The sequence below is a fragment of the Curtobacterium sp. MCBD17_032 genome, from assembly GCF_003234855.1.
In the GTDB taxonomy this organism is placed as follows: domain Bacteria; phylum Actinomycetota; class Actinomycetes; order Actinomycetales; family Microbacteriaceae; genus Curtobacterium.
This window is the reverse complement of the sequence record NZ_QKTO01000005.1, coordinates 180,145-195,164: the sequence shown is the minus strand read 5'-3', so window position 1 is coordinate 195,164 and position 15,020 is coordinate 180,145. Positions and strand designations below refer to the sequence as shown.

Annotated in this window: 23 protein-coding genes and 1 tRNA gene; 22 read left to right on the top strand and 2 right to left on the bottom strand. The window is 69.7% G+C overall.

What is annotated here, in order from left to right; all coding sequences use genetic code 11:
* Positions 1-92 precede the first annotated feature (92 nt).
* Positions 93-659: a hypothetical protein gene (locus DEI91_RS09765; protein ID WP_111052108.1), complete on the bottom strand. Its 567-nt coding sequence runs from the start codon at positions 657-659 to the stop codon at positions 93-95.
* A 79-nt stretch (positions 660-738) separates the two neighbouring features.
* On the opposite strand from DEI91_RS09765, the gene DEI91_RS09760 reads away from it, so the two are divergent.
* Positions 739-811, top strand: a tRNA-Val gene (locus DEI91_RS09760).
* On the opposite strand, the gene DEI91_RS16910 is transcribed toward DEI91_RS09760, so the two are convergent.
* A complete protein-coding gene (locus tag DEI91_RS16910) occupies positions 771-1,049 on the bottom strand; it encodes a helix-turn-helix domain-containing protein (protein WP_375537680.1) in 279 nt (92 codons plus the stop codon). The two genes, DEI91_RS09760 and DEI91_RS16910, sit on opposite strands and share 41 nt — an antisense overlap.
* 117 nt (positions 1,050-1,166) lie before the next feature.
* On the opposite strand from DEI91_RS16910, the gene DEI91_RS09750 reads away from it, so the two are divergent.
* The 21 genes from DEI91_RS09750 (at position 1,167) to DEI91_RS16270 (ending at position 15,017) form a co-directional block, all read left to right on the top strand.
* Complete coding sequence (locus DEI91_RS09750; protein ID WP_111052107.1) at positions 1,167-1,361, top strand: helix-turn-helix domain-containing protein; 195 nt, start codon at positions 1,167-1,169, stop codon at positions 1,359-1,361.
* An 11-nt stretch (positions 1,362-1,372) separates the two neighbouring features.
* Complete coding sequence (locus DEI91_RS09745; protein WP_146244264.1) at positions 1,373-1,981, top strand: helix-turn-helix domain-containing protein; 609 nt, start codon at positions 1,373-1,375, stop codon at positions 1,979-1,981.
* A complete protein-coding gene (locus tag DEI91_RS09740) occupies positions 1,978-2,160 on the top strand; it encodes a hypothetical protein (RefSeq protein WP_111052105.1) in 183 nt (60 codons plus the stop codon). The genes DEI91_RS09745 and DEI91_RS09740 overlap by 4 nt, the downstream gene beginning before the upstream one ends.
* Entirely contained in the window at positions 2,157-2,396 is a 240-nt protein-coding gene (locus tag DEI91_RS09735) for a hypothetical protein (RefSeq protein ID WP_111052104.1), read from the top strand. Before DEI91_RS09740 ends, DEI91_RS09735 begins: the two co-directional genes overlap by 4 nt.
* 4 nt (positions 2,397-2,400) lie before the next feature.
* A complete protein-coding gene (locus DEI91_RS16905) occupies positions 2,401-2,580 on the top strand; it encodes an AlpA family transcriptional regulator (RefSeq protein WP_111052140.1) in 180 nt (59 codons plus the stop codon).
* 37 nt (positions 2,581-2,617) lie between these two features.
* On the top strand, positions 2,618-3,322 hold the full coding sequence (locus DEI91_RS09725; protein WP_181439554.1) for an HNH endonuclease: 705 nt from the start codon (positions 2,618-2,620) through the stop codon (positions 3,320-3,322).
* A gap of 96 nt (positions 3,323-3,418) precedes the next feature.
* The gene (locus tag DEI91_RS09720; RefSeq protein WP_146244263.1) at positions 3,419-3,790 is read left to right on the top strand and encodes a hypothetical protein; all 372 of its coding nucleotides are present in this window, start codon (positions 3,419-3,421) and stop codon (positions 3,788-3,790) included.
* The gene (locus DEI91_RS15995) at positions 3,729-5,165 is read left to right on the top strand and encodes a hypothetical protein (protein WP_146244262.1); all 1,437 of its coding nucleotides are present in this window, start codon (positions 3,729-3,731) and stop codon (positions 5,163-5,165) included. The genes DEI91_RS09720 and DEI91_RS15995 overlap by 62 nt, the downstream gene beginning before the upstream one ends.
* Before the next feature lie 60 nt (positions 5,166-5,225).
* Entirely contained in the window at positions 5,226-6,464 is a 1,239-nt protein-coding gene (locus DEI91_RS09710) for a phage portal protein (RefSeq protein WP_111052100.1), read from the top strand.
* Positions 6,457-8,091, top strand: coding sequence for an HK97 family phage prohead protease (locus tag DEI91_RS09705; protein WP_111052099.1), 1,635 nt, complete (start codon positions 6,457-6,459; stop codon positions 8,089-8,091). Before DEI91_RS09710 ends, DEI91_RS09705 begins: the two co-directional genes overlap by 8 nt.
* 2 nt (positions 8,092-8,093) lie before the next feature.
* Positions 8,094-8,435 carry a hypothetical protein gene (locus tag DEI91_RS09700; protein ID WP_111052098.1) on the top strand — a complete coding sequence of 114 codons (342 nt, stop codon included), beginning with the start codon at positions 8,094-8,096 and terminating at the stop codon, positions 8,433-8,435.
* Entirely contained in the window at positions 8,432-8,803 is a 372-nt protein-coding gene (locus tag DEI91_RS09695) for a hypothetical protein (protein WP_111052097.1), read from the top strand. The genes DEI91_RS09700 and DEI91_RS09695 overlap by 4 nt, the downstream gene beginning before the upstream one ends.
* Positions 8,804-8,811: 8 nt before the next feature.
* Positions 8,812-9,246 (top strand): hypothetical protein, encoded by a 435-nt coding sequence (locus DEI91_RS09690; RefSeq protein ID WP_111052096.1) that lies wholly within the window; start codon positions 8,812-8,814, stop codon positions 9,244-9,246.
* Positions 9,246-9,626 carry an HK97 gp10 family phage protein gene (locus DEI91_RS09685; protein ID WP_111052095.1) on the top strand — a complete coding sequence of 127 codons (381 nt, stop codon included), beginning with the start codon at positions 9,246-9,248 and terminating at the stop codon, positions 9,624-9,626. Before DEI91_RS09690 ends, DEI91_RS09685 begins: the two co-directional genes overlap by 1 nt.
* Before the next feature lie 2 nt (positions 9,627-9,628).
* Positions 9,629-9,967 (top strand): hypothetical protein, encoded by a 339-nt coding sequence (locus tag DEI91_RS09680; RefSeq protein ID WP_146244261.1) that lies wholly within the window; start codon positions 9,629-9,631, stop codon positions 9,965-9,967.
* A gap of 105 nt (positions 9,968-10,072) precedes the next feature.
* Complete coding sequence (locus DEI91_RS09675) at positions 10,073-11,896, top strand: phage tail tape measure protein (protein ID WP_111052093.1); 1,824 nt, start codon at positions 10,073-10,075, stop codon at positions 11,894-11,896.
* The gene (locus DEI91_RS09670) at positions 11,896-13,320 is read left to right on the top strand and encodes a hypothetical protein (protein ID WP_111052092.1); all 1,425 of its coding nucleotides are present in this window, start codon (positions 11,896-11,898) and stop codon (positions 13,318-13,320) included. The genes DEI91_RS09675 and DEI91_RS09670 overlap by 1 nt, the downstream gene beginning before the upstream one ends.
* A gap of 2 nt (positions 13,321-13,322) precedes the next feature.
* The gene (locus DEI91_RS09665; RefSeq protein WP_111052091.1) at positions 13,323-13,754 is read left to right on the top strand and encodes a hypothetical protein; all 432 of its coding nucleotides are present in this window, start codon (positions 13,323-13,325) and stop codon (positions 13,752-13,754) included.
* A gap of 3 nt (positions 13,755-13,757) precedes the next feature.
* On the top strand, positions 13,758-14,138 hold the full coding sequence (locus DEI91_RS09660; RefSeq protein ID WP_111052090.1) for a DUF2746 domain-containing protein: 381 nt from the start codon (positions 13,758-13,760) through the stop codon (positions 14,136-14,138).
* Complete coding sequence (locus tag DEI91_RS16275; protein WP_181439553.1) at positions 14,113-14,748, top strand: hypothetical protein; 636 nt, start codon at positions 14,113-14,115, stop codon at positions 14,746-14,748. Before DEI91_RS09660 ends, DEI91_RS16275 begins: the two co-directional genes overlap by 26 nt.
* Positions 14,748-15,017 (top strand): hypothetical protein, encoded by a 270-nt coding sequence (locus tag DEI91_RS16270; RefSeq protein ID WP_111052088.1) that lies wholly within the window; start codon positions 14,748-14,750, stop codon positions 15,015-15,017. The genes DEI91_RS16275 and DEI91_RS16270 overlap by 1 nt, the downstream gene beginning before the upstream one ends.
* Positions 15,018-15,020 lie beyond the last annotated feature (3 nt).

Below are 15,020 nucleotides of genomic sequence, written 5' to 3'. Positions count from 1 at the left end.
CACCCCCCTCCCGTCCAGCTTCGCAGAACGCGGCTGGGACCGACCGGGTGCCCGGGACCGACTGGGCGCCCGGGTCGGCCGCAGCGCGCTGGTCAGCGGTACTGCGGCGGCCAGTCGAACGCCGCCGGGCGGTGCGGGACCTCGCCGATCGTCGTGACGGCCAGGGCGATCTCGCGCCGGTTCGTCAGCGCGATCGAACGCGGGTTGCCGAGGTACCGCTTGCCGTCCAACCAGACGGTCATCTCGCCGCGGAGTCCGCCGACGTGCGCCGGACCGAGGGAGACGCCCCACTCGTCGAAGAACTGGCCGAGCGTGAAGGTCTCGCGGGTCGGTGACTCGACGTGCAGGATCCCCGAGGTGTCGTGCGTGTGGAGCTGCGCGGCGAAGTGCTCGGACGCCGAGTGGCCGACGTTCCCCGGCACGACGACCGGGGTGTCGCCGTCCGTGATCGACAGGTGGGTGTGGACGTGCTCGGCGAGCCGCTGCCCCCAGACGTCCTCGAGCCCGGCCTCGGCGGCGCGGTGCTCCAGGTCCGTCGGGCGCGGCCACGGCGGGGTCGTCCTGGTCGTGTCGGAGCCGGGCACCGAGCAGCCGGCGAGCACGGTGCCGAGCAGGGTCACGAGCACGCCGGCGACGACGGCGGGGGAACGGCGGGACATGAGCGCGAGCGTAGTCAGCGGTACGACGTGGTTCTCGGCGCACCCGTAGGATGTGGGGTGCGTCGGGAGCGACGCGTCAGGGCCTTTAGCTCAGCTGGTAGAGCGCCACGTTTACACCGTGGATGTCGTCGGTTCGATCCCGGCAGGGCCCACCGGACCGGAGCCGTCTGCCCAGCCCAGGAACCACTCACGGCCCACGCCGGTCAGTTCCTCTAGGCGCTCGGCGACCTCAACCATGCGCGGCGGCGTGTTCTTGTCGACCTCCCACGCTGCGTACGCCTGACGCCCGACGCCGAGCTTCTCGGCGAACTCGGCCTGCGTCATGCCGGTTTCCCGGCGCACCTTCCGCACGCGCTCACCGAACGAGAACGTCGGGTAGCGGCGTCGCATCTGCACCACGTTTGACATGGCTCCGAGCGTAGCCATACCTACGCAGACGTGTCAATAGGTATGCAGAGCAGTCATGGCGGCTTGCATCCAGACCTAGACATAGCTATCGTCCGTCGCATGACCGATAGCAATAGCCAGAGCGAGGGGCAAGTGCTCCCCATCGGCGACGTTGCCGCACGGCTTGGTGTCTCGATCGCGACCGTACGCCGCTGGGAGCGTGACGGCAAGCTCGTCGCGTTCCGCACGCCGGGGAACCAGCGCCGGTTCCACGAGGCCGCAGTAGACGCGATCCGCTCGGGTGGTCGTTCGTGAGCTGGCAGGCCATGGATGCCATTGACCAGCTGCCGTACGACGTGTGCGGCCCGCTCGCGTTCCGCGTCCTCACGAAGCTTGCGAACGTCGCTGCGCAGGACGGGACGCGGGCCTGGCGGCTCGTCTACGAGATTGCCGACGAACTCGGCGTCAGCACCCGCAGCATCCAGCGCGCCACGCAGGAACTCGAGCGGGCGAACCTGATCCGGAAGGGCGACCAGCGCGCAGTGTCGCACTGGCAGGGCAACCGCCGGCCCGTCGTCTGGGACATCGTCATGCACCCGAAGAGCACCCAGGCACCACTCCCGGTCGACCCAGATGACGACGAGTTCAGGGGTGACACGGTTATCCACAGCCCCGACGACACGCCGTCAGGGGTGACACCAGGGGTGACACCAGGGGTGACAACTGCTGTCGCGCATAGAGAACTAAGAGAACTAAGAGAACAACTTACTAAGACCCCGGTACGTAACCACAGAGCAGATGTCACCCCTGAGACTCGCTCGCGGTGCACAGGCCCCTCAGCTGTCGCCGGACAGCACCACTTCGACGAGTTGACGGGGTGGTGCACGAACGCGTGCGGACTCCGCGCTCCCGCACCGATCGGAGCATCCGCATGAGCACCCTCACGACTCGCTGGCGCGTCGAGCGCGGCGGCACCGCATCTCATCGGCTCCCGGGCTGGTTCGCCGTCCTGACGACGTCGGATGGCACGATCGCGCGGTGCGCTCACGTCCCGACGTTCGAGGACGCCTGGAGAGTCGTGGACCTGCACACGACGAGCGAGGCGAGCGCATGAGCGGCCTGGCACAGTCGGCTCCCGTCCAGGGCGGCGCTCCGCGCCAGGCTCAGGACGACGACAGGCGCCGCGTCGTGCTCGCCGGCCGTCTGGAGCGAGGCGAACACCAGGACTCGCTCAGCCTCACGCTGGCGTTCGACGGCGGCACGGAGTCGGCGCTGATCTACGGCCCGGACCTCGTCCTCGGACTGGAGGCCCTGACGCTGCTCTGGGATCGCGCGGTCCGCCGTGGGTAAGTACATGACGCCGGCCGAGGTCGCCGCGCTGCTCCAGGTGACTCCGGAAGCGCTCCGCAAGATGCGTGCACGGGGCCGAGGGCCGGCGTTCGTGCAGGACGGCCGGCTGATCCGGTACCACCCAAACGCCGTGGGCGCCTGGCTCGCGGCCTGTCAGCAGGGTGGCGACAGTGGGAGGCGCTAAGCGGGGCGGTAGCGCCTCAGCGGCGCTCACGCGGCGCGTGATCGAGTTCTACGGCGACCTGTGCTGGCTCCAGCTGCCCGGGTGCTCGTACAAGGCCACCACGAAGGACCACGTCGTGCCGTTCCACGAGGGCGGCACCGACGACATGGAAAACCTCCGGCCGGCCTGCAAGTCGTGCAACTCGAAGCGCCGGAACCTCGCCATGTCGGGCGCCGGCGGGCCGATCATCACCGTCCTGATCGGCCCGCCGGCCGGCGGGAAGTCCACGTACATCCGTGAGCACGCGAGCCCGATCGACGTCGCGATCGACCTGGACGAGATAGCTCGAGCCCTCATGCCGATCAAGCCGAGCACCACGCACGTCTACCCGCAGCACGTTCGCCACGTCGCGATCGGGGCTCGGTCAGCAGCGATCCAGCGCGCACGCCGGCTCCAGGTCCCGTGCGGGGTGTGGATCATCCACAGCATGCCGACCGCTGACGACCTGGCCGAGTACCGGGCGCTGCACTGCCGCGTCATCACCGTGGACCCTGGCCGTGAGACCGTCGAGCGCCGAGCCCTGGCCGAGCGACCCGAAGTCATGCGTCAGCACGTCGCGACCTGGTACGACATTGTGGCCCCAGCCCTGGCAGCAGCCGCACCACGGGGACGGCAGCCCGAGCCCGAGGTCGAAGCGACCTCGACCGCGCGCGAGCCGGAGCGTGTCAACGCCGGCCCGCCCGATGGGGGCTGGTGGGGATGATCCGTTTTTCTGAGAACGGCGCGCACGACACCCAGCGTTCCCACCGTCGTGTTCTCCCCCAATCCGACCAGGAAAGAAAAAACCGGAGCCCCGAACATGCCTGAAACGACCCCCGACATACTCGCAGGTTTGGACATCGCTCCGGACTATTTCGGGGAATCGCCGGAAGAATCGGCCGTTCGCAAGTCATTGGCCGAAATCGCCGAAAAAAACCCATTGACGGGGTCCCGGATCGCGCTCGCGCGCATGTGCCTGTCGCTCGCGAAGAACATCGCGAAGGGCAACGAGAAGGGGCGAGCCGTCGCGAACGAGGTCGCGACCCTCTCGCAGCTGATGGACCAGCTCGACCCGCCCGTTGTCGACGCCGACACGTCCGACCTCCCGCCCGAACTCCGAAGGATCGCCGATGCACTCGCAACCGCCCCCCGCCCCGGTGGCCCCACGGCAAGTAACGCCCCGGAATCCTGACCGCGCCACCTACGGCGCTCACGCCGCGGCGGTCGGCGACGCGCTCGGCAAGCCGTTCATCCCCTGGCAGCGCCTCGCCGCCGACGTCGCGCTCGAAGTCGACTCGGACGGCCGGTTCGTCTACTCCGACGTCGTCGTGACCGTGCAGCGACAGTGCGGGAAGACGACACTCGACCTCGCGACGAGTACCCAGAATGCGCTCATGGGTCCGAGCCGGCGTGCCTGGTACACGGCGCAATCTGGGCAGCACGCCACGGACAAGTGGCGCGAGATGGTCGAGGACGACTGGAATCAATCGTCCATATCCGCTCTCGGGAAAAAGCCGCGCCTGTCTAATGGGTCGGAATCACTCCGGTTTTACAACCGATCCACTTTCCGCCCGCATCCGCCGACCGTCGATTCCCTGCACTCGAAGCAAGTCGACCGCGCGTCCATTGACGAGGCGTGGGCCTTCTCGCAGACGGACGGGCAGGCGCTCGTGCAGGCAATTGCCGGCGCCGCCGGCTCCCGGTCCATGGTCACCGGCCAGCGCCCGCAGGTGTGGATCGAGAGCACCGAGGGAACTGTCGACTCGACGTTCCTCAACGCCGTCCTCGAACGCGCCCGCGCCGGCGACCCGACCGTCTGCCTGATCGATTACGGCATCGGCCCCGACGTCGATCCGACCGACCTCGACGCCGTCGCCCGCGCTCACCCCGGCTACGGGTACCTGTTCGACATGCAGACCCTCGTGGATAACCTCCAGCGGCTCGGCCCCGGCGAGTTCGCCCGCGCCTACGGCAACCGCCGCACTGGAGCCACCGAGCGGACGATCCCGCTCGAGGCGTGGAAGCGAGCAGCGTGGACCGATGACACCAAACCGGACGGGCCGATCGCGTTCGGCGCCGCGGTCGGCGTCGACAACGTGGACGCCACGATCGTCGCCGCCGTCCGCGTCGCCGGCGACATCATCGTCACCGTCGTCCCCAACGGGCACGCCCCGGGCTCCGACTGGGTGCTCCCGCGCCTCCAGCAGCTGTCCGACGAGTTCGACGCGCCCGCGGCGATTGACCGTGTCGGCCCCTCCGGTGCCCTGTTCGACGCGGCCGAGCGCGCGAAGCTCGACCTCGTCCCGCTCCAGACCTCCGCCGTGACCGCCGCCGCGTCGAACGTGCTCGCTTGGGTCACCGCCGAGCCCACGCCGAAGTTCCGCTACCGGCCGCACGCCGCGCTCGACGCCGCAGCAGAACTCGCCACCCGCCGATGGATCGGCGACGGCGCCTGGACGTGGGGTCGGCGCGCGTCGGTCGGGTCGATCAGCGCCCTGGAGGCAGCGACCCTCGCCGCATGGGCTGTCGATCACCTGCCCGAGAAGATCGGCATGCAACTGTTCTGACCGTCCCTCTGTGTCCGCGCTGTCCGTCTGTGTCCGCGTGGGGCCGCTCAAAGTTGGCGCATGGCAGGAGCCCCCTGGAGGGTTCCTGCCATGTCGTCGTTCTGGTCCCGCACCGCCGCCCTCCTCCGGGCTGGCGCACCGGTCGACACGACGACGACGGACGGCTCGACCATGCCGAAGAGCCTCCGCCCGCCGGCCCGCGCCAACGCGACGACCGTCACCCAGGAGCGCGCGCTCACCCTCTCGACCGTGTTCCGCGCCGTGCAGATTCACTGCACCGCCGTGTCGCAACTTCCGCTCGTGGTCGAGCGCGGCGGACAGACCCTCGCCGACACCCCGCTCATGGTGCAGCGGCCGGCCCTCGCCATGTCCCGGTCGCGTTTCCTCGAAGAAATCACCGCGTGCCTGTACCTCGACGGCAACGCGTTCCTCCGCATCATCCGCCTGAACGGCGAGTGGGTCGACACCGAAGTTCTCGACCCACGCAAGGTCGCGCCGAGCACCGACCCGAAGACCGGCGCGAAGACGTTCACCTACAACGGGCGAGCCGACTGGACGACCGACGACATCCAGCACCTGAAGTTCCTCAGCATCCCCGGCATGGACCGAGGGCTCGGCCCGATCACCGCCGCCCGCCTCGAAATCGCCGGCGCGATCGACGCCCGCGACTACGGGTCCGGCTGGTTCTCCGAGGGGTCCATGCCTAACGGCATCCTCCAGACCGACCAGCCGCTCAACCGCGACGAGGCCGAGACCTACAAGCGCGTGTGGAAGGGCCTGGACGAGAACGGCGAGCACGTCGACGGGTGGAACCCGCACGACGTCAAGGTGCTGGGGAAGGGCCTGTCGTACGCGCCGCTGCTGCTCAAGCCGGCCGACGTGCAGTTCCTCGAATCGCAGCAGTTCTCCACCACCCAGATCGCCCGACTCATGGGCGTCCCGGGCTCGCTGTTCCTCGCCGCCGTCCAGGGCGGCTCGCAGACCTACGCGAACGTCGAGCAGGACTGGATCGGCTACGTCCGGTTCTCGCTGATGAACGTCCTCCGCGAAATCGAAGAGGCGATGACCGAGGTCAGCGTCCGCGGCCAGACGGTCCGCTTCGCGATCGACGTCCTGCTCCGCACCGACACGAAGACCCGCTACGAGTCCTACAAGATCGCGCTCGACGGCGGCTGGCTCACCGAGGACGAGGTCCGCAAGCGCGAGAACCTGCCGCCCCTCACCGCCGCGCAGCGCACCAGCATCGCCGCCCGGAAGACCACTCCCGCCCCCGCGACCCCGGAGAACACCGATGCCTGACCGCCTGCACCACCGCGCCGCCACGGACGAGCAGCTGCACGTCCGCCAGATGCACGTCCGCGCCGTGGACGACGAGTCCCGCACGGTGACCGGCATCGCCGTCCCGTGGGAACAGCCGGCCTCCATCCGCGACTGGTTCGGGGACTACACCGAGCAGTTCGCCCGCGGCGCGGTCCAGGACTCGGACGACGCGCTGCTCTACTGGCGACACTCCGAGCCGATCGGCCGGATCGTCTCGCACCGCGACGCCGACGAGGGCTGGGAAGTCACCGCCCGCATCTCGCAGACCCCGCGCGGCGACGAGGCCTACACGCTGCTCCGCGACGGCGTCGTCTCGTCCATGTCGGTCGGCTTCCAGTCCATCACCACCGAAATCGACGACGAGACCGGCGACGTCACCCGGACCGCCGTCCGCGTCCGCGAAGTGTCCCTCGTTCCCATGCCCGCCTACGACGGCGCGACCGTCACCAGCGTCCGTCACCGCCAGCCCGGCACCGACCACACACCCCAAGGAGACCCCGTGGACCCCGAAGAGTTCCAGCGCATGCTGGACACCGCGCTCACCCAGGAGCGCGCCGAGAACGACCGCCAGTTCCGTGCGCTGACGGCCCGCGTCGGTGAGGCCGGCGGCGCCGCCCCGGTCACCGACACCCGCAGCGCCGGCCAGTGGCTCCAGGCCCTCGTGCGCGGCGACAGCGAAACGATCGAGGCGTACGAGAACCTGCTCGAGCGGGCCTACAACGGCGGCGTGCTCGCTGACGACGGCACGCTCCGCCCCGCATGGGTCGGCGACCTGACCCGGCTGATCGAGGACAACTCGATCCTGTCCGGCCTGTTCTCCACCGGCACCCTGCCGGCCGAGGGCAACTCGATCGAGTTCGGCGAGCTGGACACCAACACCGTCCAGGTCGGCGTGCAGGCCAACGAAGGCGATGAGCTCGTCTACGGCAACGTGAAGGTGAAGACCCGCAACGCGCCGGTCAAGACGGTCGGTGGCTGGACCAGCTTGTCCCGTCAGGAGATCGAGCGCTCCAGCGTCAACATGCTCGACACCCACCTGCGAGCCCTCGCGATCGCCGCCGGCCGCAACAAGAACGTCGCCCTCCGCGCGTTCGTCGCCGCCCTCCGCGCCAAGCGCGTCGCGGCCGACAAGGCGAACGCCCGCACGACGGTCACCGTCACCGACTTCACCAAGTACACCGGCTGGGTCGGCGGCATCATCGACGCCGCCGGGCTCTACGAGGACCAGGGCCTCAGCCTCGACGTCCTGCTCGTCGACAAGGCCACGTTCAAGACCCTGGCGGTCATGAACGACACCACCGGCCGGCCGCTGATGACCGTCTCCGGCCAGGGCGTCAACGCCGTCGGCACCATCGCCCCAGAGGCGCTCGGCGGCAACCTCGCCGGCGTGACCGTCCGGGTCGACCCGAAGCAGGCGGACGGCACCCCGCAGTTCGTCAACAAGCTCGCCGTCCGCGCCTACAACAGCCCGCTCGCGCAGCTGACCGACGCGAACATCGTCAACCTGACCAACTCGTACTCCGTGTACTACTACACGGCCCTCGCCGACGAGGTCCCCGGCGGTCTGATCCCCGTCGTCAAGGCCGACCCGGCCGCGGGCGCCTGATCGTGGCGGGCACCGACGACGCGGAACGCGAGCACGTCACTCTCGCCGAGTACGTCGGTCTCGCCCGCACCGACGAACTCGGCGGGAAGCTCTGCGACGACTCCGAGGAAGAGGCAACCGCGCTGGTGGACGAGCGGATCGGGGTCACGGCATACGCCACGGTCCCGCCCGCCGTCCGCCGGCGCGCGATCCTCGAAGTCGGCGCCGACCTCTACTGGCGCAAGGCGTCCCGCAACGGCGTCGTCGGGTTCGAGGGCGCCGACGTCGCCCCGATCCGCCTCGCCCGCGACCCAATGAACACCGCGACCTCGATCCTGTCGCCGTGGATCGTGGGGCTCGCATGAGCCCCCGCACCGAGCGCGCGCAGCAGATCGCCGACCTGATCGACAACGCCGTCCGCACGGACGGCCTCGACGGGGTCCTCGTCACGATCAACGGCCTGGAGGTCCCGCAAGGAGCCCCGGACGGCGCCGTCATCATCCTCCCGCCCCGCCTGACGTTCCCGACCTACCACCAGACCGAAGCGACGTGGGAACTGCTCGTCACCGCCGGCCCCGTCGACAACCACATCGTCGCGTGGGACCGCATCGACTCGATCGTCGCGGCAATCGCCCCCGGGCTCGACGTCACCGTCGCCGAGCCCGCCTCGTTCGCCCCGAACGCCGGCCCCCCGCTCTCCGCCTACCTCCTCACGTACACCGACCCCGAATAGGAGCCACCATGGCGCCCAAGTCCCACACCCTCGGCCCGGGCTCGCTCAAGCTCGGCGAGACGGCCAGCCAGCGCGAGACCGCGCAGCAGCTCGTGAAGTTCAGCCTCGAACCGTCCAGCGACTTCGAGGACGACGTCCCCGTCCTGTCCGGCGAGACCGTCGCCGGCGACGCCTCCACCGACTGGGCGCTCAAGGGCACCGCGAACCAGGACTACGACCTCGACTCGTTCGAGCTCTGGTGCTACCAGCAGCGCCTCCAGGACGTCCCCTTCCTGTTCACCCCGTCCAACGACCTCGCCGTCAGCTGGTCCGGCGTCTGCACGATCGTCCCGCTGACGGTCGGCGGCGACGTCAAGAAGAAGAACACGTCCGACTTCGAGTTCCGCGTCATCGGCGAGCCCACCCCGGTCGACATCGACGGCACCCCGCTCGTTCTCACCTGATGGCCGACTCACTGGTGCAGGTGGACGGCGCACGGCAACTCCGCGCGTCCCTCCGCCGCGCCGGCGACGACCTCACCGACCTCAAGGCCGCGCACAAGCACGCCGCGCAAATCGCCGCAAACGCATCCGCCGACCTCGCCCCGCGCCGCACCGGCCGACTCCAACAGACCATCCGCGCATCCGGCACGAAGACCGCCGGCATCATCCGCGCCGGCACCGCCCGCGTCCCGTACGCGGCCCCGATCCACTGGGGCTGGTCCCGCCGGCACATCACCGCCCAACCGTTCCTCTCGGACGGCGCCCGCGACTCCGAAGGTCGCTGGCTACCCGTCTACACCGACTACGTCCAACACACCCTCGACAGCATCCAAGGAGCATGACCGTGTCGAACGCGACCATCACCATCACCCAGCACGACGGCCAGAAGGTCGACGTCACCCCGAACATCGGCGACACGCTCGCGTTCGAGTCCACGCTCCGCAAGAACAAGGCGTGGGGCGGGCTGACCGACAACGCCATGCGGATGATGTACTTCCGCGCCTGGTCCGCCGCGAAGCGCGAGGGGAAGACCACGCAGACGTGGGACGAGTTCTCCAGCGGCGAGCACGCCGCGACCGACGTCTCGTTCAAGAAGGACGACGCCGACGAGTCCACCGACGACGACGCGGTCGTGAGCCTGGGGGAATCCATCCCCGAGGGTCAGCCCACGAACTTCTCGTAGCGCTCGCCCTCGAAACCGGCATCCCCGCGTCCGTCTGGCGCACCGAGCACCCCGACGACATCGCAACCATGGTCGACCTGATCGGCCGTAGAAACGAGGCCCACAGTGGCGGGTAAGACCGCGGTTCTCGCCGTCCGCATCCTCGGCGACGCAGCCGGCGCACAGCGCGCCGCACGCGACGCCGAGAAGGCGGTCGACGGCATCCAGGAGCACGCCGAGAAGGCCGCGGACGGGCTCAAGCTCGCCGGCGCCGCAGCCGGCACCGCCCTCGCCGCCGGCGTCGTCGGCGCCGTCGAGAACGCGCAGGTCGGGAACAAGCTTGCCGGGCAACTCGGCCTCGATCCGGCCGAGTCCGAACGGCTCGGCCGGATCAACGGCGAACTCTTCGCCAACGCCTACGGCGACAGCCTCGAGCAGGTCGCCGAAGCATCCCGCCAGGTCATCGGCAACATCGACGGGATGCGCGACGCGAACGACGCGACGATGAAGGACATCACCGCGAAGACGCTCGACGTCGCAACCACGTTCGACCAAGACCTCGGCGGCATCACCGCCGCGGTCGGCCAGCTGATGCGCACCGGCATGGCGAAGGACGCCGACGAAGCGCTCGACATCATCACCGCCGGCCTCCAGGGCAACGCCCGTGCCAGCGAAGACCTGATCGACACCTTCACCGAGTACCCGGCCCTGTTCCAGCGGCTCGGACTCGACGGGCAGACCGCAACCGGCCTCATCGACCAGGGCCTCGCCGCCGGCGCCCGCAACACCGACCTCGTCGCCGACGCACTCAAGGAATTCCAGATCCGTGCCACGGACGGTTCTGCGACCTCCGCGGCCGGCTTCGAGGCTCTCGGCCTCAACGCGAAAGAGGCCACCGCGCAGATCGCCGCCGGCGGCGACGGCGCTGCACAGGGCCTCGACACCGTCCTCGACGGGCTCCGCAACATGGAAGACCCGGTCGCCCGGAACGCTGCCGCTGTCGCCCTATTCGGCACCCAAGCCGAAGACCTCGGCGGCGCCCTGTTCGCCCTCGACCCGTCCTCTGCCGTGCAGGCGATTGGAGACGTCACCGGCGCCGCGCAGAAGCTCGACGAGACAGTCGGCCAAGACCAGGGCCTCGTCAAGCTCCAGCGCACCGCCGTGCAGACGTTCACCGACATCGGCGTCGCCGCGCTCCCCGTCCTCGAACCGATCCTCACGCAGCTCCAGCAGTGGGCGCCCGTCCTCGGACCGCTCGCCGTCGTCCTCGCCGCAGTTGGCGGCGCCGTCACGATCGTCTCCGGCGCCATGAAGGTGTTCGCCGCCGTGCAGGCAATCCAGACCGCCGCACAGTGGGCCTCCAACGCCGCATGGCTCGCGAACCCCATCACCTGGATCGTCCTCGCGATCATCGTCGCGATCGGCCTCGTCGTCGCCGCGATCGTCCTCGTCGTCACCCACTGGGACCAGTTCCGCGAAGCCGGCGCCACCGCCGTCGAATGGGTCGGCGACAAGATCGGCGGATTCGTCGGCCGGATTCAGGATGGAATCGGCTGGGTTGGCCGACTGACAGACGCCCTCTGGGACATCGCCACATTCAATTTCGGCGGCGGCTGGAACAAGCTGATGAGCCTGTTCGGTGGCGGCGGGGGAGGGGGCGGCAAGTCCGCCCGCACCGTGCAGCGCGCCACCCGCGAGGCGAGCACCGTCCAGCGGTTTTCGCGCATGGCCGTCATGTCGACCGCCGCGGCGACCCCGACCGCGTCCGGTGGGTGGAGTCCGCTCGGCTCCGGCCAGCCCTCGTCCGCTGGGCAGAGCAGCGAGCCCGTCACGCTCAACGTGACGGTCAACGCCGGCGTCGGCGACAAGACCGCGATCGGGCGCGAGGTCGTCGGCGTGATCCGCGAGTTCTACCGCACCACCGGCCGCAAGCTCCCCGGGGGTGCCTGATGCCCACGTTCGGCGCACGCCTCACGATCGACGGCCAAGCGCTTCCCGACCGCTGGGACGGGTCCGCCGCCACCGCGCTCAACAAGCTCGAAATCGTCTGGGGCCGATCCGACCCCTACGACGAGGGCGAGCCCGGGACCCTTTCCGCGCGCATCATCGACCCCACCGGCGACTGGTTCGCATCCGGCGACCTCTCCGGCGCCGACATCACCGTCACCCGCCTGTCAGCCGTCATCGGGAACCGCATCGTGTTCCGCGGCCGGATCAGCAAAGCCACCGCCACCCGGCAGAACGTCTACAACCCGGTTTCCCGCACCCGCGAGCCCGTCTGGATCGTCACCGTCAGCGCCGGCGACCGCCTCGCCGACGCCGCCGCGACCGTGCTCCGCGGCGAGATGGGCGCGAAGTCCGTCGAGGGCCCCGGCGGGTGGGGCGAGCAGGGTCCCGTCACCCGACTCGACAACCTGTTCGACCGCGGCGCCGCCAAGCTGTTCAGCGCCCACGACACCGTCGACCTGGAGGCCGTCCCCGACCGCTACGTCGTCCGCCGGCTCCACGGGCAGTCCGCCTCCGACCAGCGATCCGTCCTCGAGCTGCTCGCGCAGGTGTACCAGCTGGTGCCGCTCGGCGTCGTGACCTACGACCCCCACGCCAACGCCGTCCGGGTCGGCTCGTACGCGACCGCTGGACGATCCCGCCTGACCTACGCAAACGGCGTGATCGGGGTCAGCGTCGCCGGCGCTCGCGTCATCGACGCCGGGAAGGTCGCCGTTCCGGACGGGCTCCAGGGTGAGTCGACCGCTTCCGACGCGATCGATACCGTGCAGGTCTCCTACTACTGGTACGGCGCCGACCCGAACCTCACCCCCGGCCAGCAGAAGCGGGTGATCTACACCGGAGCGTTCCTCCAGCGCGACACCGCCCGCGGACGCCGCAGCGACACGAACCGCATCCTCAAGATCGACACCGAGGCCATGTACCTCGACGCCGACGAGTTCGATCCAGGAGCGGTCGACGGCTACAACCGGTTCCCCGGCTGGCTCGCCGACCGCATCGTCGAGATCGTCAACACCCTCAACGGTCAGGTCCGCCTCCCGACGCTCCGCCTCGACGACCGCCGGCTCCCGCTCCCGACCGCCGTCAGCGACGCCTACTACCGGCCGTACCAGCTGGACGAGCCCGTCTACTTCGCCGGGTCCGCGTTCAACGTCCTGCCGAACGCCGGTCCTCAGTACCAGGCGATCGGCGGCACCCTCCGCTACGACCGCGGCTGGACGCACGACCTCACCGTCACCCCAGCCCGATCGAACGCCCGCGGGAACCTCACCATCGCCGGCCTGTTCGGCGCATCCGACGCCCCACTCGGCAACTTCGACCCGACCATCCGCATCGGCGACCTCGCCACCGTCAACCAAGGACTCTGACCATGCCACGGCGCACACCGCTCTACGGACTCCCCGCCCTGTCGCCCACCGACCGCGCGCGCGACATCGCCGACGTCGACTGGGCAAACGCGCTCGAGCTGGAAGCGATCCTCGCCCAGCAGGGCCAAATGCCGCTCTCGACCGAACTGGTCGACCTCGTCACCCGCATGAACCAGATCGAGGCTCGCGCGAGCGGCACCATCACCCACAACGACGACATCGCCGCCGGCACGTTCGGATCAGATTTGACGATCCGGTTCCCGGCCGGCCGGTTCATCACCCCGCCCCGAGTGACCGCGACGGCGAGCAACTCGCGGGTCACCGCCGCGACGTCGTCGGTCACGAAGGACGGGGCGACGATCGGTCTCGGGAACTGGTCCGGTGGCCTCGCCGCCGGCCCGCTCGTCATCTCGTGGAACGCGCTGGGGGCCTGAACGATGCAGACTCGTGCTGCCTCCTGGGCCGACTTCGCCGCGACCGTCTGGAACTCCGACCCCACCGCCCGGTGGGTGCTCTACGTCGTCATCGTTCTTGCCGCCGCCGTCCTCGTCTGGCGCACCGTCCGCACCATCCGGACCGCGATCGGCGAGATGCGCGAAGACCTCGGCATCGTCAAGCACGAGGTCAAGAACAACCACGACACAAACCTCCGCGAAGAGGCCGACGTCCGCCACGACGAGAACAAGGGCACCCTCACCGCGATCGAGCGGAAGGTCGACGCCATCCTCGAGCGCCTCGGTCAGCACGACTGGCGCCTCGGCGAACTCGAGCACACCCAGGACAGGAGACCCGATGCTCACACGCTCGACAAGGGCTGACGCGGAGGCGTACGCCCTCAGCCTCGCCGGCCGATCCCGCGATCGCCTGCCGGTCCCGTGGACCGCGTCGCCGACCATGGACGACTGCGCCGCGTTCTGCTCGCACGTCCTCTGGGGCGGCAAGCCCGGCCCGATCCTCTGGGTCGACAACTTCAAGACCGCCGGCGACGGCACCTACGCTCCCGGCGCCGGCGACCTCGCCCCGTGGGACGTCCTGCTCTTCGACTGGGAGGGCAACGGCGTCGGCAACCACGTCGAATTCATGGTCGCCGACCTCGGCAACGGCTTCGTCCGCACGTTCGGCGCGAACGGCTCCGACAGCCGCGAGGCCCGCTACCGCACCCGCCCGAAGCGCTACATCCTCGGCCGGTTCCGACCCGGCTGGTCCGCCGCGCTCGTTGTGCCCCCGAAGCTCCCCGCACCGATCATCGACCAGGAAGACGACGACATGCTCATTCTCGACAACGGCCACGGACAGGGCCTCCTGTCCGGCGGCAAGCTGACCAGTATCCCGAGCCCGGACGACGTGCGCGCGCTCCGGAAGGCGAAGGTCAAGGTCGCCAAGGTCTCGCCCGAGTTCTACAACCGCCTGCGCGAGACGGCGAAGTGATGGGCGACCACGAGAAGCCGACCACCGCCGGCGCGACGCTCGCCGTCGTCCAGCAGTACGCGAAAGCGATCGTCGCCGGCGTCGGCGCTGTGCTCACCGCCGGCGCGATCACCCTGCCGGACGACGTCGCCCCGTGGGTCGGCCTCGGCATGGCCCTCCTGACCACCGCCGCGACCTACAAGGTCCCGAACACCCGCCCGCCGGCGGAAGAGACCTCCGCTGGCTACCCCGACGCGCTCAAGACCGAGCCCGACGACGCACTCGGATAGGAC

Excerpts from the sequence above, each read along its gene's own strand:
- DEI91_RS09765 (WP_111052108.1), bottom strand. The coding sequence starts at position 659 with ATGTCCCGCCGTTCCCCCGCCGTCGTCGCCGGCGTGCTCGTGACCCTG.
- DEI91_RS16910 (WP_375537680.1), bottom strand. The coding sequence starts at position 1,049 with ATGCGACGCCGCTACCCGACGTTCTCGTTCGGTGAGCGCGTGCGGAAG.
- DEI91_RS09750 (WP_111052107.1), top strand. The coding sequence starts at position 1,167 with ATGACCGATAGCAATAGCCAGAGCGAGGGGCAAGTGCTCCCCATCGGC.
- DEI91_RS09745 (WP_146244264.1), top strand. The coding sequence starts at position 1,373 with ATGGATGCCATTGACCAGCTGCCGTACGACGTGTGCGGCCCGCTCGCG.
- DEI91_RS09740 (WP_111052105.1), top strand. The coding sequence starts at position 1,978 with ATGAGCACCCTCACGACTCGCTGGCGCGTCGAGCGCGGCGGCACCGCA.
- DEI91_RS09735 (WP_111052104.1), top strand. The coding sequence starts at position 2,157 with ATGAGCGGCCTGGCACAGTCGGCTCCCGTCCAGGGCGGCGCTCCGCGC.
- DEI91_RS16905 (WP_111052140.1), top strand. The coding sequence starts at position 2,401 with ATGACGCCGGCCGAGGTCGCCGCGCTGCTCCAGGTGACTCCGGAAGCG.
- DEI91_RS09720 (WP_146244263.1), top strand. The coding sequence starts at position 3,419 with ATGCCTGAAACGACCCCCGACATACTCGCAGGTTTGGACATCGCTCCG.
- DEI91_RS15995 (WP_146244262.1), top strand. The coding sequence starts at position 3,729 with ATGCACTCGCAACCGCCCCCCGCCCCGGTGGCCCCACGGCAAGTAACG.
- DEI91_RS09710 (WP_111052100.1), top strand. The coding sequence starts at position 5,226 with ATGGCAGGAGCCCCCTGGAGGGTTCCTGCCATGTCGTCGTTCTGGTCC.
- DEI91_RS09705 (WP_111052099.1), top strand. The coding sequence starts at position 6,457 with ATGCCTGACCGCCTGCACCACCGCGCCGCCACGGACGAGCAGCTGCAC.
- DEI91_RS09695 (WP_111052097.1), top strand. The coding sequence starts at position 8,432 with ATGAGCCCCCGCACCGAGCGCGCGCAGCAGATCGCCGACCTGATCGAC.
- DEI91_RS09690 (WP_111052096.1), top strand. The coding sequence starts at position 8,812 with ATGGCGCCCAAGTCCCACACCCTCGGCCCGGGCTCGCTCAAGCTCGGC.
- DEI91_RS09685 (WP_111052095.1), top strand. The coding sequence starts at position 9,246 with ATGGCCGACTCACTGGTGCAGGTGGACGGCGCACGGCAACTCCGCGCG.
- DEI91_RS09670 (WP_111052092.1), top strand. The coding sequence starts at position 11,896 with ATGCCCACGTTCGGCGCACGCCTCACGATCGACGGCCAAGCGCTTCCC.
- DEI91_RS09665 (WP_111052091.1), top strand. The coding sequence starts at position 13,323 with ATGCCACGGCGCACACCGCTCTACGGACTCCCCGCCCTGTCGCCCACC.
- DEI91_RS09660 (WP_111052090.1), top strand. The coding sequence starts at position 13,758 with ATGCAGACTCGTGCTGCCTCCTGGGCCGACTTCGCCGCGACCGTCTGG.
- DEI91_RS16275 (WP_181439553.1), top strand. The coding sequence starts at position 14,113 with ATGCTCACACGCTCGACAAGGGCTGACGCGGAGGCGTACGCCCTCAGC.
- DEI91_RS16270 (WP_111052088.1), top strand. The coding sequence starts at position 14,748 with ATGGGCGACCACGAGAAGCCGACCACCGCCGGCGCGACGCTCGCCGTC.